This is a genomic window from Entomomonas sp. E7T21, from assembly GCF_058693955.1.
Genome location: NZ_CP191672.1, coordinates 2,118,451 through 2,134,713 on the forward strand (window position 1 = coordinate 2,118,451; position 16,263 = coordinate 2,134,713).

Below are 16,263 nucleotides of genomic sequence, written 5' to 3' on the forward strand. Positions count from 1 at the left end.
CTAAAAATTAAGCTATTAGTTTATAATTTATTTAATGTTTCCTTTAAAACAGTTAAGTTAGCGTCCCTTACTTTCTTAATAAACTTATGAAAAGGCACATCCGTAATAGCTACTAATCCCATATGGCCATTTTCACCATCCAGTAAACGTCCCGTAATAGGTTCATCTATATACTGAAACCAATGTAATCCCACCATATGCGGATCTTCAAAAGCACCTTCAACAAACTGCTGATAACTATCGCCACGCGCTTTATCATCTGTGACAGCCACAGGACCAGCCCATAAAGCCCCTGTAGCCTTAGAACCAAAAGTAAACTCAGTAATCATAATAGGCTTATCTAAACTGGCCACTAGTTTAGTATCATAGCCTTGCTTAGCTAATAATGTGTAAGTATTAAAACTAATTACGTCACAATATTTGGCACAAGAGGTTATTACTTCAGGTAACTTCACTGCAAAACGATTACCTAAAAATAAATGGTTAGGATCATATTTAGTGAGCATCTCTTTTACTGTTTTAAAGTAATTATCTGCATAACTTCTCAAAAAATAACTATAATCCTCACTAATTGCTGTATATTTAGCACTAGGCAAAGGAGCAGTAAAACTTTGTTGCTCCAGATCTTGCCAAGATTTAATAGAAATCCCCCAAGCACTCGCTAACTTATCAATCTCTTTATATTTATTCTTTAATTGTTTTATAAATACCTGCTTTGCTGGACTTTCACTATTTCTACTTAACGAATTAATTGCTAAAGCATAGTGTGCTGCTGGTGAGCTATCTAGCCCTCCCCATGATAATTCATTATCCGCAAAATATCCGACTAACCATGGATCATTCACTCTATTTTCAGTAGCTAACTTTACTGCTTTCTCCACAGCTTCAGTAAACTTAGGATCAAATGTATCAGGCATAAACCCCCACCAATCCATACCTGATGGAACACTGGCATAGTCACCCTTAATTAAAATAGGCATGGTATAGGGTAAACGTTTTTCTGCAATTAACTGTTTATCACTCCAATTACCAATAGTATTAAATCCCCATGCTTTAAAACGATTTATGGTACGATTACGCCAATTTTTTAAAATAGCTTTACCAGATACACGATACATATTGGCTTGATAAAAATCATACCACTGTCCCTTATCTATCCCTCTGCCTCCTTGTGCTGCATTACCACTATTGGTATTAGCATGACCATAAAAATTAGCTAGTGGCGTATTTTTCTCAGGCAGTGAAGCAAACATAAAATCACGCCCTGCTATATAGGTCTGACTTTGATCAGGCACAACAGTATTAATCCCCAAAGAAATAAATGCATGTCCCTTTGGAGACACTAAATACCATCTATCATTATGTTTTTCTGTTCTAAAGTAATTAGTCGCTTTAAATTGAGGTTTAGAGCCTAAACCACCAAACTTATCTTGTATTAACTGATGACTTAACCACTCTTTTAATTGAGCTTGTTCAGCTTGAGCTACTTGTTGTAGTTGTTTATCACTAATAATTTTATCTGACCATTTAACAATATTATTTTGACCATATTTATCCACGATATGATGATAGGCCATATAGTCTACATCATCGCCTATAGCTTTAATATTGCCTATCAATAGGCTTTGTGGGATAGCTGGTTTAACCATTGTAAGGGTGATACTTGCTAGCTTACTTATATCTATCTTACCTACTACACTAATAGGTAATAAATAGCGTGTATTATCTCTTTGCCATGATGAGGTTATACCTTCTCGCATTCCCCATGCACGTCCAGATGTTTCTTTAAGTGGAATAAGTAAGTTTTGAGCAGGGCCAGCAGGTAATGCAACTGTCGCCCTAAGTACAGTTTTTTGGTCTGTATCCTTAATATCAACATATAATGTTAAATCCCAATCCATTGCATTTTGCATACGCAAACTTAATGCCTTTTGATTGATAAGATTAATTGGCTGATTAAATTGCAAGGCAATACTTGGGTTATCTATATTATTAGCAAACGTTAATCTTCTGAATGACTCATGCTGTTGGTTATACTCTAGCTCACTATTAGGTAAAGTTACTCCTTGAGTAAATAAATTTACCTTACTTGAAGGCTGTAAAAAATTATATAACGGTTGCTCATCCGCCAATACTAAACTGATCGAACTAACACATAACAGGGATAACATCACAATACGGTTTAACATTAGAATACCAATTATTATAGGCAAATATTCTTATAAGACTTAATAACTGAAAAAAAAGTTTAATTTCTACCATAAATGCAATGTAATAATTTGTACAAACACTCCTATTAATATTTAGTCATAGTATTTCTAACCTATTTAAGAACTATAAACTACAATGATCTCTCTAATATATAAATAATCTTAAAAGGATTCTTATTATGTTGAATGACAATCAATACCCAGAGCTAATACAAAAGCTACAGATGAACCGTATTTGGTTCCTTATTTTAGGGGTATTATTAGTAGTAGGCGGTTTTTTCGCACTAACCTATAGTTTTATTACTACTATTGTTGCTATGTACTTCTTAGGTGGTTTTTTAATTGCAACAGGGCTAATTCAACTATTTCATAGTTTTTATGCTAAACAGACAACAGCTGTTTTTGTGCTTTCTATCTTATGGTCTGTTAGCTATTTAGTAGCTGGCATTTGTTTGCTTATCATTCCTATGGAGTCAGCACTTTATCTCGCTTTACTGTTAGCTATTTTATTAATAGCATTTGGCATTAGCCGTTTATTTTATAGCTATAAACTACGTAAAATGGTTGGTAGTCAATGGTTATATCTTACAGGCTTTTTAAATATTCTGTTCGGTATCATCATTATTGCAGCATGGCCTGTCAGCGGTACAATTTTTGGTATTATGATAGGCATTGATTTATTAATGCAGGGTGTAAGCTTTATTATGGTTTACATAGCTATTCGTAAAGATTCTTTTAAAGCATAATTCATTACAAAGCCCAATTTTATTTGGGCTTTTCTGTTTCTAAGCTACTTTTTTATAATTCCTTAAACGAGTACGTGCCTTTAAATCATGAGAGATCGATAGTGCTCCCCAGACAAATAATAAAATAGCTAATGGCAAAATAAATTGAAACCCAAGATGTCTAAAACCTAAGGCACCTACTACTCCACCTATAAAGAAATAAAACAAAATACCAATAAATAATACTAATTTACGTCTATTGGTTTTAATGGCTGCAACTTTTTTAAGTGGATTTTTATGGAAATACATAGCTTTTGATAATTCAATACCGATATCTGTAGCAATCCCTGTCATATGTGTACTACGTAACAAGCCATTAGACAAAATAGTAATAACTGTATTATGCATTCCCATAATAAAACACAGCAACATAATAGTAGGCGAAAAAAATAAAAACTTCCATTCCGTCCCTAAAGTTATTCCTAGCGTACCAAATAGTAAAAGAATAAATGATTCTACACACATGGAAATACCATAGCCACTACGAAAACGACTACGCCTTGCCCAAATAATTAACCATGTAGAATGCATGGCACCACCAATAAAGCAGAGTAACATGCAAAAAAATAAAATAACTAACTGAATATCACCTAATACTAAGTGATCAGCCATCGCAGACACTTCGCCTGTTACATGCGAGGTATAATAGCCAATAGCGAAAAAACCACCTGCATTTACCGCGCCAGCAATAAATGCCATGATATAGCCTAACTTACGTAGGGCATTATCTTCAAAAGTAACCTTATCAAGCAGTACAGTGATACGCGTACGACGTTCCATGATAATTTAAAATAACATTTAGAAGTTAATAGTATAAGGAATATATTATAAGCTATCGCATAAATCATTAGCTAATAAAAAAGGATGATTATAATCAATCATCCTTTTCCAAATACTGATTATTAAAAATATTATTTAATAATGCCACAAGCAAAACGTCCACCGCCACCACCTAAAGGCATTGGATGATCACTATTATTATCGCCACCGGCATGAATCATTAGTGCTGTATTTTTAATTTCCTCTAACTTTTTAATACGTGGCGCTAATACTGGATAAGTTGCTGTACCATCTTGAGCAACATAGAGTGGTGGTACATCACCTAAATGTCCCTCTTTATCATAAGGGCCTAAATGTTTACTTGTTTTGTTAGGGTCAAAATGCCCACCCGCTGCTAAAGCAGCTTGCATTTTGCCATCTTTCTCAGCTGGCTCACAACTAGCTTTTTCATGGATATGAAAACCACGCATACCTGCTGGTTGCAATCCTTTTAAATGGGGTGTAAATAGTAAACCATATTCTGTTTCAGTAATAGTTACAGTACCGATTGAATCACCTACCCCTTTTTCTGTTGTTAAGTACATAGGTACTTCGATACTAGCAGCATGTGCTTGCAATGCTAATAATCCACCCATAATAAGTGTTAAAGTTGTTTTCATTATTATCTCCTTTATTTTATTTAAGAATCTATCCTAAAAGATTTAGATTTAGATTTAAATTGTAATATACATTAGGCTGATAAAAATATTAAGCAATAGCTAAATCTGTATTGGCCTTACTTAACTCATCATGTAATTTAATAATTTCAGCTACTTTATCATCTACTGTAGCGTTTCCTATACTTTTAATAAAACGACAGGCTGCAAAATCTTTCGCTTTATTACTGTACTCCTTCACCCAATCTTCACGAATGGTCAAATATTGTTCCTTAATTGGCCAATTTCCTGATTGAGGAGTAATATGTTGATTCATATTAATTCGCCAAGGCTTAGGAGTTACCCTTGCTCTAAAACACTGTTGATTTTTACACATTCTTGCATATACAGGATCAACATCCATTAATTTAAAAAACAAATCTACTTCTGAATCATTGGGCTGCATTGTCTTATGAGTAATTAGTAAGCGTAATCCAGCTGGAGTCTCATAGACTCTTACTCCCCATTTTGGATATTTTTCTAAAAATAACTCTATCTTTTTTAAATGATCATCTATGATTTTACTATTGTTATGTTCAATAGGTTTTTCCAGTTTTTTTCTTATTTTATTAGTTATAAATAGTAAACAGAATAATCCAGTAAATAAAACAGCTGCTTCATAGTATCCTTTTAATAAACTAACTATAAAAGCTATTGAAAAAATAAAATATAAAAGCGGTGATAAGCAACTGCCCTCTATTGAAAAATCGCCGTCAAAATCAATATCCGCAAACATAACATCAGGTGTATTTAAACACAGTGCACCATAACTATTTCTAGTAATTACTACATCATTATGCCTACTAATCACCTGTTCTCTAATAGGTAAGCCATCCGCACCATTATAGTATATTTTTTTCTCACGGAATGTAATTAATTTACCTGCTAACCAATCATTCAGAGCATCATCAGCACGCTTTTGAGCTTCTAATTGAGCATCTTCTTGATTAATATCAGACCAACCAAAACGTTTGATGGTAACTTTTCGACTACCTTCTTTATATTTAATAATAGCTTCTGCCCAATAATTAGGTACTATCATTATCACTCTTCCTTAGTTAACTTTGTTATATCCCATCCGCCACCAATAGCAGCAATTAATTTAACACTTGCTGTTAGTTGATTACCTAATAAGGTAATACCTGTTCTCTCCGTATTCAATGCAGAATATTGGGCTGTTGCCACATTAAGATAATCAATCATACCTGCTTCATATTGATTGGTAATTAGCTGTAATGACTCCTTCGCTGAATCTGTGGCTTCTTTCTGAACAATGGCCTCTTGTTCCATAATATAAAGTTGTACAAGATAATCCTCTACCTCTTTAAAACCATTTAATACCGTTTGTCGATAGTTAGCTACTTTCTCATCATAAGCTGCTTCAGCTTGCTCATAACGAGAACGAATTAAACCACCATCAAACAATGTCATAGCAAACTTTGGTCCTAATGACCAATAACGATTTGGACTATTAATCCAATGACTAAAACTATTACTGGAATATCCTGCACCCGCTGATAAGGTTAAATCTGGAAACCACGCAGCTTTTGCTACACCTATTTGAGCATTGGCAGAAATAACTTGTTGCTCGGCAGAAGCAATATCTGGCCTACGTTCTAATAACTGGGAAGGTAGAACCTTAGGCACAACGGGTAATGGTGGAACTTTATAGGTTGCTTTAATACTAAAATTAGCAGGTGCTTCACCAATTAATACAGCAATCGCATGCTCTAGTTGTGCTCGTTGGTATTTAATATCAATTGCCTGTGCTTCAGTATTTTTAAGCTGTGTTCTAGCCTGTGTCATATCAGACTTAACAACCATTCCTGCATTATATTGATTCTCTGTTAATGTGAGAGATTTTCTATAAGCTTCTACTGTATGATCCAACAACTGTTGATGGATATCCATAATTCTAAGTTGCAAATAAGTTTGTGCTAACTCAGACTGCAAACTAAGCTTTGCAGCAGCTAAATCTGCTTGGCTACCTTGTGCATCTGCCTTAGCAGACTCAACTTGACGACGAATTTTGCCCCAAATATCTAGTTCCCAAGAGGCAGAAGGACCTAAGTCATAACTATCAGTTACTGTATTGCCTTTACCTTGCTGTGCCCTGGTAGAGTTAACATTAGCAGATACTGTTGGGAAATAAGCTGCTCTAGCACCTTTCACTAAAGCAATAGCTTGCCGATAACGCGCCTCATATTGTGCTAAATTTTGGTTAGCCATTAATAGTTTTTGTTGCAGCTGATTTAACTCAACATCGTTATACAAGGTCCACCAACTTTCTGGTAAAGTTGTATTTGCAGGGGTAGCCAACTTCCACCCTTCAACCTGCTTAAAATCAGCTGATTGCGCTGTGGATGGTCGTTGATAATCAGGACCAATGGCACAGCCTGCCAATACACCTACCAATACAATTGATAACGTTTTTATATAAAATCTTTGGTTCATGCTGTTTCTCCCGAGACATCATGAGCATTTTTTTTGGGGTGACGACGACGCCACCAATTACTTAAGCTGTCAAAATATAAATAAACCACAGGTGTGGTATATAAAGTTAATAATTGACTCAAAATCAAACCACCAACAATTGTGATACCTAACGGTTGACGCATCTCTGCACCCTCTGCACCACCCAACATTAAAGGTACTGCACCTAAGATAGCAGCCATTGTAGTCATTAAAATAGGTCTAAACCTTAGAATACTAGCCTCTTGAATAGAAGTTCGTGAATCCATACCTTGTTCTCGTTCAAATTGCAAAGCAAGATCAATCATTAAAATAGCATTTTTCTTAACAATACCAATTAATAAAAATAGCCCCAATAATGAAATTAGGCTAAAGGGTGTTTTTAACATCATTAATGCTAATAAGGCTCCTACACCTGCTGAAGGTAATGTAGAAAGAATAGTTAAAGGATGAATATAGCTCTCATAAAGAATACCTAATACGATATATACAATAATAAGCGCCATAAAAATCATTAGCGGTTGCCCAGCCATTGAGGCTTGAAAAGCACTGCCTGCACCTCCCATTTTTGCTTGAATTTCCTTGGGAATATTCAATAAGGCAACTTTTCGATCGATTGCCTTGATTGCTTCATCTAAATTAACACCAGTTGCTAAATCAAAAGAGATATAAGAAGAAGCAAACTGCCCTTCATGTTGTACACGATCTTGTTGAAGACTGTAATCATAATGGGTAAAAGCGGACAGCGGTACCCGTTTACCCTGTTTCGTAATTACCTGCAAATCCTTAAGCATATCAGGGTATTGAGCATATTTTGGATTGACTTCCATCACCACCCGATATTGATTAAGGCTATTAAAAATAGTAGAGATTTGTCTCTGACTGAATGAGTTATTTAACACATCCATCACGTCACTCATATCTATCCCTAAACGCTTAGCCATTTCTCGATCAATGGTTAAAGAAATTTGCTGTGCTCCTTCATTATCATCAGCATCCACATTGGTAATCTGAGGAATTTCACGAAAAGCATCCGCTACCTTAATTGTCCACTTTCTTAATAAATCAAGATCATCACCTAGTAATTGATATTCAGTCTCTGAGTTTTGGTTTTGGCGCATATTTAACTGAATATCTTGCGCAGCCATTAAGAACATTCTAGCACCTGCTACTTTTGGTGCATTATCACGTAATCTATTAATAATATCTTGAGCGCTTTCTTTACGATCACTTTTCGGTTTTAAACGTACTACCATTATAGAGTTATTAACACTATTGCCACCACCAATAAAGCCTGCTACATTTTCTACTGCTGGATCACTTAATACATACTTACTTAGCTTGTCTACTTTTGGCTGCATAATTTGAAATGACATAGCATCGTCACCTCGTATAAATCCCCACAAAACCCCTGTGTCCTGTTCAGGCAATAATGTTTTAGAAATAGCTATATATAAGTAAACATTCACCCCAATGGTAATAAATAAAATAATCAACATTAACCTAGAGTGTCTTAATGCCCAACCTAAGCTAACACGATAATAATCAGTTACTTTACCAAAGAAATTATTAAATCCTTGTTGCCAACGGTTAGGCTTCTTGTTTAAGTCTTGTTTTTTTAACCATCTCGCACATAACATCGGGGTTAGCGTAAGCGACACAAGTAAAGAAACCACAATGGTTACTGATAAAGTAACAGCGAACTCTTTAAATAATTGAGACAGTAAACCACCAGCAAATAATAATGCCAAAAACACAGCAACTAATGATGCATTCATCGATATTAAAGTAAAACCAACCTCTTTAGTACCTCGTAATGCAGCCTGTAGAGGACTCATCCCCTTATCAATATAGCGAGCAATATTTTCAAGTACCACAATGGCATCATCAACCACCAGACCTGCTGCGACAATCAAAGCCATTAATGATAGGTTGTTTAGTGAAAATCCCATTAGATACATTACTGTAAATGTACCTATAATGGATACAGGTACAGCTAATGCAGGAATAAGTGCTGCCCGCCAATGCCCTAAAAACAATAGCACCACTAAAATCACTAAAATAACTGCTATAATAAGGGTATGTTCTGCTTCACTTAAAGTAGCTTGAATACCTGCCGAACGATCCATCGCTATATTTAATTCAACACTTGAAGGAATAGCGGCCTTTAACAGCGGCAATGCATCTTTAATCCCTTTAATGGTTTCAATAACATTAGCCCCTGATTCTTTGTTAATAATTAACAAAATGGCATCTTCATTATTATAATAGCCAGCATTATACCTATTTTCTACAGCATCATAAACTCTCGCCACATCCTGCAAACGAATAGCTGCGCCATTATCATAGCGAATTACGATAGGTTTATATTGTTCCGCTTTAGTTAATTGATCATTAGCTGTAATTTGCCATTGATATCGATCATTTTCTACAAAGCCTTTTGGCTTTCTTAAGTTTGAATTAACAATCGCTTGCCTTACTTCAGATAAAGAAACATTATAATGTGCTAATAAATGCGGCTCTAATTCCACACGCACAGCGGGCAAAGAACTTCCTCCCACTTGTACTTCACCAACACCTGTTACTTGTGATATTTTTTGTGCAACGATGGTAGAGGCCACATCATATAACTGCCCTTTACTTAAAATATCTGAAGTTAAGGTCACCAACAAAATGGGGGCTTGTGAAGGGTTAATCTTACGATAAGTAGGATTATTAGGCATACCGCTGGGCAATAAATCACGTGCAGCATTGATAGCAGCTTGTACATCTCTTGCAGCATCGTTGATATCACGCTTTAAATCAAATACAAGCATAATTCGTGTTGAACCCTGCCCACTACTAGAGTTCATTTGTTGCACCCCTGAAATACTCCCAAAAGCTCGCTCTAAAGGAGTGGCAACAGTAGCTGCCATTACTTCAGGGCTAGCACCTGGCAAATTTGCATTTACAGTAATTACAGGAAAATCCATTTCTGGTAAAGGTGCAACAGGTAGTAACTTAAAACATAATATCCCCAATAGCAGTATGGCTACATTGCATAGCATTGTAGCAACTGATCTAAAAATAAATGGGGCTGATAAGTTCATACTTATACTTCCTCAGCCATAGCATGTTGCTTAGGATGTGTATTAAGTGACAATCTATCAAAGAATAAGTAAATAACAGGCGTAGTAAATAAGGTTAACAATTGACTTAATAATAAGCCCCCTACCATTGCATAACCTAATGGTTGACGCAATTCAGCACCAGAGCCTGTAGCCAACATCAAAGGAACTGCTCCAAACAAGGCCGCTAATGTGGTCATTAAAATAGGTCTAAATCTCAATAATGCCGCTTGATAAATAGCTTGCTCTGCTGTTAAGCCTTGATGACGCTCTGCTTCTAAAGCAAAGTCAATCATCATAATGGCATTCTTCTTCACAATACCAATTAAAAGAATAATACCAATGATGGCAATCAATCCTAACTCATTGCCACTCATTATCAATGCCAATAACGCACCAACCGCAGCCGAAGGCAGTGTTGAAAGAATAGTAATTGGGTGAATATAACTTTCATATAACACTCCTAATACTATATACATGGTGACAATAGCAGCTAAAATTAAGAATAAGGTACTGGAGAGTGAAGCTTGGAAAGCCTCTGCTACCCCTTGTAATTTCATTTCTACCGAATCAGGTAAACCAATATCCGCCTTAACTTTATTAATGACTTCTACCGCCTCACCAATAGAAACACCACTGGCTAAGTTAAATGATAGAGTAACCGCTGGGAACTGACCGATATGGTTGATTACTAATGAAGCAGGTCGAGACTCCATTTTTACTAAATTAGTTAACGGCACTTTATCACCATTAGCCGTTACTACATGTAGACTCTTTAATGCTTCAATACCTTCTGTATTAGCATTATTAGCCTCTAGCACAATACGATATTGATTGGCTTGAGTAAAAATAGTAGAAATTTGTCGTTGCCCATAGGCATCATAAAGTGTATCAACAATATCAGATACTTTAAGCCCTAAACGACTTGCCATATCACGGTCAATATTTAAATAAACTTGTAAACCTTGATCCTGTAAATCACTATTTACATCAACTAATGCTGACTGTTGATTTAAAGTATCAACTAAAATAGGTGTCCACTCCCTTAATAACACTTCATCAGGTGAGTTTAAAGTAAATTGATACTGCGTTCGGCTTACTTTATCTTCAATACTTAAATCCTGAATAGGCTGCATGTACAGGCGAATACCCACCACATTATTTAATTCTGGCTGTAGTTCTTCTATCACCTGTGCGGCTGTTACACTGCGTTGGTCATGAGTTTTCAAATTAATTAGAATACGTCCACTATTTAACGTTGTATTATCACCATCCACACCAATATAAGAAGATAAACTCACCACATTAGGATTTTTTAAGATCACATCCACCAAACGCTGTTGCCTTTCAGCCATTGCTTTAAAAGAAATATTTTGTGGTGCTTCTGAAATTCCCTGAATAACACCTGTATCCTGTACAGGGAAAAAACCCTTTGGGATAACTAAGTAAAGCAATACAGTAAACACAAACGTAGCTACAGCCACTAATAAAGTGGCTGTTTGATGGCGTAATACAAAGGTTAATCCTGTGGCATAATGTTTGATTAACCAATCAATAACCTCACCACTTTTTTGATAAAACTTGCCTTGTTTTTTTTCTGGCGTATGCCTTAATAACTCAGCGCACATCATGGGAGTTAATGTTAAAGACACCACTAATGATATTAAAATGGCTACCGCCAAGGTGATGGCAAACTCTCTAAATAAACGCCCTACCACATCAGCCATAAATAATAGTGGAATTAATACTGCAATAAGCGAAAACGTTAAAGAAATTAATGTGAAACCAATTTCTCTAGCGCCTTTTAATGCCGCTTCTAAAGGTTTATCTCCTGCTTCCAAGTGCCTAGCAATATTCTCTAACATTACAATTGCATCATCTACCACAAACCCTGTGGCAATAGTTAATGCCATTAATGTTAAATTATTAATCGAAAAACCTGCAAGGTACATCACACCAAATGTACCTACAATAGATAAAGGTACAGCAATGGAAGGAATAATAGTGGCTGATACATTACGTAAAAACAAAAAGGTAACTAATACCACTAGCATAATGGCCATAAACATTTCATGTTGTACGCCACTGATAGAGTCACGAATAGTGATAGTTCGATCTGTTAATTCTTTAACATCTACCCCTGTAGGCATCGTAGCGGTTAACTGAGGTAATACTGCTTTAATATTATCAACAACATTAATAACATTGGCTTCAGGCTGTCGTTGAATATTTAATAAAATTGCCTCTTTTTGATCAGCCCATGCGGCTAAACGATCATCTTCTCGTCCATGACTAATAGTAGCAACATCACCTAATCTTAATACTGCACCATTTTGATACCCTAAAATCAAATCCTCATAAGCTTTGGCGGAAGCTAATTGGTCATTAGCATCAATCATTGATTGGCGTGTAGGGCCATCTAAAGTACCTTTTGGCTGATTAATATTAGCAGTAGTAATTAAGTTTCTAACATCACCCATACCTAAACTATAAGCAGCTAATTTTTGTGGATCTACTTTGACACGAACGGCTGGTTTTTGTCCCCCTGCAATACTAACTAAACCAACTCCAGAAATTTGTGCTATTTTTTGTGCCATACGGGTATCAACTAAATCCCGAACAGTAGGCAATGGCAACGTATCTGAAGTAATAGCAAGGGTTAAAATAGGTGTATCAGCTGGGTTTACTTTGTTATAGACTGGAGGTGCAGGCAAATTACTAGGTAAATCATTAGTCGCTGAGTTAATAGATGACTGTACTTCTTGCTCTGCAACAGATAATTCAGTATCTAATGAAAATCGTAAAGTAACAATGGACACACCATTAGCACTGGTAGATGACATTTGTGCAAGTCCTGCCATTTGCCCAAACTGTCTTTCTAAAGGTGCTGTTACTGCGCTACTCATTACCTCAGGACTAGCACCTGGATAATAAGTGACTACCCGAATTGTAGGATAATCTACTTGAGGTAAGGCTGCTACTGCCAACATTTTGTAGGCGATAATACCTGATAGTAATAACGCTATCATAATCAAAGTAGTAGCAACAGGACGCAGAATAAATGGGCGCGAAATATTCATTATTATTACTCGCTTACTTCTGCATTCTCTGAAGGTTGAGGCTTCTCTTCTGTATTTTCTAAAGTAGTTGGTATATCTTCACTATTAACCACTTCTACTTGGCTATCTTCTCGTAGTCGATCAGTTCCTTCTAGGACAACCTTCTCTCCTACTTTTAAACCTTCTATAACAATGGTTTTATCCGCATCACTACGACCTAAAGTAATATAACGTAGATGAACTTTACTCCCTTCTACCACATACACAAAAGTTCCTTTATTACCATATTGTATAGAGTCAGTAGGAATAATTAATTGCTTATCTAAAGTAGTTAGTTTTAACTTAATGTTCACAAATTGATTAGGGAATAACATACTATCTTCATTAGCAAAACGAGCTTTAACTAAAATTGTCCCTGTACTAGTATTAATTTGGTTATCTAATGTTGCAACTGAACCTGTGGCTAATAAATGAGTATTAGTACTATCCCAAGCCTCTACAACTAAATCTTCCCCTTTTGCTAAACGACTAACTACCTCAGGTAATTGAGCTTCTGGTAAAGTAAAGGTTGTAGAAATTGGTTGGGTTTGGGTAATGGTTACTAAAGGTGTGGTATCTCCCACTTTCACATAGTTACCAATATCAATTTGTCTTAATCCTAAACGGCCTGTAATAGGCGCTTTTATTTGGGTGAACTCTAAATTAAGCTCCGCATCTTTTAACTGTGCCTGACTCGTTAATACTGAACCTTGATATTGATTAACTAATGCTACTTGCGATTCGTAAGTTTGTTTGGCAATGGAGTCTTGTTTAATTAACTTTTGATAACGAGTTAATTCAGAACGTGCATTCTGCAATAAAGCCTGATTCTGTTGAACAGCGCCCTTTGCTTGCTGCAGGGCTGCTTCATAAGGTCTTGGATCAATCACTGCTAACAAGTCATTTTCTTTAACCTGTTGCCCTTCAGTAAATAATACTTTTACTAGCTCACCTTGTACACGGCTTACTATATTAACAGTGTTATAAGCAGTCACTGTACCTAAAGCATTTAAATAAACTGCAAATTCACCTTCTTTAACAGGCTCAACCCTTACAGGCACTATATTACTGAACATGCCCCTCCGGCCAAAGGGTGATGACTCTTTTTCTGAGGGGGAATTGGAAGAAGTGGATTTACTCCACCAAACACCTCCAATAATAAGGAGTATGATAATTACACTAATAATTATCCATTTCTTTTTAGAATTTACTTGGTTGGTTTGCATATTATCTTGTTTATCATTCATTATTACAATCTACGGTCATCCTAAACTAAGCAACTCTATAATTATCTCTCACTAAAATAAAGTGTTTTTACTTTATATTTACATATAGCAGCTATATAGACTAAATAACTACTTTAGTTGACTTGACAATTATTGCCTAGTCAAATAAATTTATTTTTCTTCCACATGGTTTAAAAAAAATGCATTTTACACCTAAAACCATCATTGAAGGCAGCACCTTAGGACAATTGTTACATTTTGCCAATAACTGCAAAGATAAAATAATTGACCAACATACAGCTGCTTATGACCTCACTGCTGCTCAATTCAAGGCTTTGTTATGCATTACTTTTAGAAAGATGACTACCCCAGCAGTATTAAGTCAAGCACTACGAATAGACAATGGCGCAGTAACAAGATTACTTGATCGCTTAGAAAATAAAGGCTTGTTACAGCGTGTAAGAAATGAACAAGACAGACGACAGATCAATATCTTATTAACACCACAAGGGTCAGCTATCAGTAAAAAAATACCAGCCATTGTGGCTGACTCACTAAATCAATTAACGCTGTCATTAACAACTAATGAAGTAGATCAATTACAAATTCTATTAAAAAAAATGTTACTAGCCAATGGTTACCAACCTGATGATTTTATACTTAACAAAATTGATTAAAGATTAACAAAGATGACTACCGAAACAACCGAACCAGTTGAAAAAACTGAAATAACACACACAAAAATCCCCTTAAACCCTGCTAGACAACGCAGAAAATGGCTATTGATACTAACCACAGTTGTTATTGTATCAATACTGCTTGTTATTTTCTGGTATGTACTATTTGGGCGATGGTATGAAACCACTGATGATGCTTATGTAAATGGAAATATTGTACAAGTAACTCCACTCGTCAGTGGTACTGTTGTAAGTATTGGTGCAGATGATGGTAATCTGGTACAGCAAGGACAAACCTTAGTATCACTAGACCCTAGTGATACAGAAATTGCACTACAGCAAGCTGCTGCTAATTTAGCCAACACCGTACGTAAAGTACGTAGCCTCTATAGCACTGTAGATAGTTTTGAAGCACAATTAAAAAGTAGCCAAGCCGGTTTACAAAAAGCCCAAGAAGATTTTAATCGTCGTCAAAAACTGATAGCACAAGGGGCTATTTCTCGTGAAGAACTTTCTCATGCACTCACCACCTTACAAGAAGCACAAGCTAATGTAATCAATATCAAACAACAATTACAGAGCAATAAAGTACTGGTTGATAATACTGAGTTACGTACCCACCCTGATGTACTAGCTGCTGCTACTCAATTTGAGCAAGCTTACTTAGATCAACGACGCAGCAATCTCACAGCGCCCGTTTCAGGATTTATTGCAAAACGTAGTGTGCAAGTAGGACAGCATATTGAAAAAGGTAGCCAGCTTATGGCTATTATTCCTCTACACCAAGTATGGGTAGATGCTAACTTTAAAGAAACTCAATTAGAACATATGCGCATTGGTCAACCTGTTACTTTAGAAGCTGATATTTATAGTGATGTGGTCTATCACGGCCATGTGGAAAGTTTAGGAGTAGGCACAGGCAGTGCTTTTGCATTATTACCTGCCCAAAATGCGACAGGTAACTGGATTAAAATCGTCCAACGAGTACCCGTACGTATTCAATTGGACCCTAAAGAATTAGACAAACACCCCTTACGTATTGGTTTATCAATGACAGTTAAGGTAGATTTGCATGATCAATCAGGGCCAATGCTCCCACAACAACCTCCTACTAAACCGATATTATCAACTGATATTTATCAACAACAATTGGCAGAAGCTAAACAACTAATTGATAAAATAATTGAACAAAATGCTGGTGACAACAAATAAA

11 protein-coding genes are annotated in these 16,263 nt (G+C 35.9%); 3 read left to right on the forward strand and 8 right to left on the reverse strand.

The window, feature by feature from the left end; translation table 11 throughout:
- Window positions 1-20 precede the first annotated feature (20 nt).
- Window positions 21-2,189, reverse strand: coding sequence for a beta-galactosidase (locus ACQVD9_RS10165; RefSeq protein WP_264745924.1), 2,169 nt, complete (start codon window positions 2,187-2,189; stop codon window positions 21-23).
- A gap of 200 nt (window positions 2,190-2,389) precedes the next feature.
- Here ACQVD9_RS10165 and ACQVD9_RS10170 point away from each other — a divergent pair, with 200 nt between their 5' ends.
- Complete coding sequence (locus ACQVD9_RS10170; RefSeq protein ID WP_264745925.1) at window positions 2,390-2,956, forward strand: HdeD family acid-resistance protein; 567 nt, start codon at window positions 2,390-2,392, stop codon at window positions 2,954-2,956.
- Between the two features lie 39 nt (window positions 2,957-2,995).
- Here the strand turns inward: ACQVD9_RS10170 and ACQVD9_RS10175 are convergent, their stop codons facing one another.
- The 7 genes from ACQVD9_RS10175 to ACQVD9_RS10205 all read right to left on the reverse strand — a co-directional run bounded on the left by ACQVD9_RS10175 (window position 2,996) and on the right by ACQVD9_RS10205 (window position 14,394).
- Window positions 2,996-3,775, reverse strand: a complete 780-nt coding sequence (locus tag ACQVD9_RS10175; protein WP_264745926.1) for a YoaK family protein — start codon at window positions 3,773-3,775, stop codon at window positions 2,996-2,998.
- Window positions 3,776-3,906: 131 nt separating this feature from the next.
- The gene (gene sodC / locus ACQVD9_RS10180; RefSeq protein ID WP_264745927.1) at window positions 3,907-4,434 is read right to left on the reverse strand and encodes a superoxide dismutase [Cu-Zn] SodC; all 528 of its coding nucleotides are present in this window, start codon (window positions 4,432-4,434) and stop codon (window positions 3,907-3,909) included.
- Between the two features lie 88 nt (window positions 4,435-4,522).
- Window positions 4,523-5,512, reverse strand: a complete 990-nt coding sequence (locus ACQVD9_RS10185; protein ID WP_264745928.1) for a hypothetical protein — start codon at window positions 5,510-5,512, stop codon at window positions 4,523-4,525.
- A gap of 2 nt (window positions 5,513-5,514) precedes the next feature.
- Window positions 5,515-6,924: an efflux transporter outer membrane subunit gene (locus ACQVD9_RS10190; RefSeq protein WP_264745929.1), complete on the reverse strand. Its 1,410-nt coding sequence runs from the start codon at window positions 6,922-6,924 to the stop codon at window positions 5,515-5,517.
- Window positions 6,921-10,031 (reverse strand): efflux RND transporter permease subunit, encoded by a 3,111-nt coding sequence (locus ACQVD9_RS10195; RefSeq protein ID WP_264745930.1) that lies wholly within the window; start codon window positions 10,029-10,031, stop codon window positions 6,921-6,923. The genes ACQVD9_RS10190 and ACQVD9_RS10195 overlap by 4 nt, the downstream gene beginning before the upstream one ends.
- A 2-nt stretch (window positions 10,032-10,033) precedes the next feature.
- Window positions 10,034-13,129, reverse strand: coding sequence for a multidrug efflux RND transporter permease subunit (locus tag ACQVD9_RS10200; RefSeq protein ID WP_264745931.1), 3,096 nt, complete (start codon window positions 13,127-13,129; stop codon window positions 10,034-10,036).
- Between the two features lie 5 nt (window positions 13,130-13,134).
- Window positions 13,135-14,394: an MdtA/MuxA family multidrug efflux RND transporter periplasmic adaptor subunit gene (locus tag ACQVD9_RS10205; protein WP_264745932.1), complete on the reverse strand. Its 1,260-nt coding sequence runs from the start codon at window positions 14,392-14,394 to the stop codon at window positions 13,135-13,137.
- A gap of 179 nt (window positions 14,395-14,573) precedes the next feature.
- Between ACQVD9_RS10205 and ACQVD9_RS10210 the strand changes: the two genes are divergently transcribed.
- The gene (locus tag ACQVD9_RS10210) at window positions 14,574-15,050 is read left to right on the forward strand and encodes a MarR family transcriptional regulator (protein WP_264745933.1); all 477 of its coding nucleotides are present in this window, start codon (window positions 14,574-14,576) and stop codon (window positions 15,048-15,050) included.
- A 12-nt stretch (window positions 15,051-15,062) separates the two neighbouring features.
- Complete coding sequence (locus tag ACQVD9_RS10215; protein ID WP_264745934.1) at window positions 15,063-16,262, forward strand: HlyD family secretion protein; 1,200 nt, start codon at window positions 15,063-15,065, stop codon at window positions 16,260-16,262.
- Window position 16,263 lies beyond the last annotated feature (1 nt).

Coding starts and splice junctions, on each gene's coding strand:
- ACQVD9_RS10185 (WP_264745928.1), bottom strand. CDS start 5,512: ATGATAGTACCTAATTATTGGGCAGAAGCTATTATTAAATATAAAGAA.
- ACQVD9_RS10215 (WP_264745934.1), top strand. CDS start 15,063: ATGACTACCGAAACAACCGAACCAGTTGAAAAAACTGAAATAACACAC.
- ACQVD9_RS10175 (WP_264745926.1), bottom strand. CDS start 3,775: ATGGAACGTCGTACGCGTATCACTGTACTGCTTGATAAGGTTACTTTT.
- ACQVD9_RS10205 (WP_264745932.1), bottom strand. CDS start 14,394: ATGAATGATAAACAAGATAATATGCAAACCAACCAAGTAAATTCTAAA.
- ACQVD9_RS10170 (WP_264745925.1), top strand. CDS start 2,390: ATGTTGAATGACAATCAATACCCAGAGCTAATACAAAAGCTACAGATG.
- ACQVD9_RS10210 (WP_264745933.1), top strand. CDS start 14,574: ATGCATTTTACACCTAAAACCATCATTGAAGGCAGCACCTTAGGACAA.
- ACQVD9_RS10195 (WP_264745930.1), bottom strand. CDS start 10,031: ATGAACTTATCAGCCCCATTTATTTTTAGATCAGTTGCTACAATGCTA.
- sodC (WP_264745927.1), bottom strand. CDS start 4,434: ATGAAAACAACTTTAACACTTATTATGGGTGGATTATTAGCATTGCAA.
- ACQVD9_RS10200 (WP_264745931.1), bottom strand. CDS start 13,129: ATGAATATTTCGCGCCCATTTATTCTGCGTCCTGTTGCTACTACTTTG.
- ACQVD9_RS10165 (WP_264745924.1), bottom strand. CDS start 2,189: ATGTTAAACCGTATTGTGATGTTATCCCTGTTATGTGTTAGTTCGATC.
- ACQVD9_RS10190 (WP_264745929.1), bottom strand. CDS start 6,924: ATGAACCAAAGATTTTATATAAAAACGTTATCAATTGTATTGGTAGGT.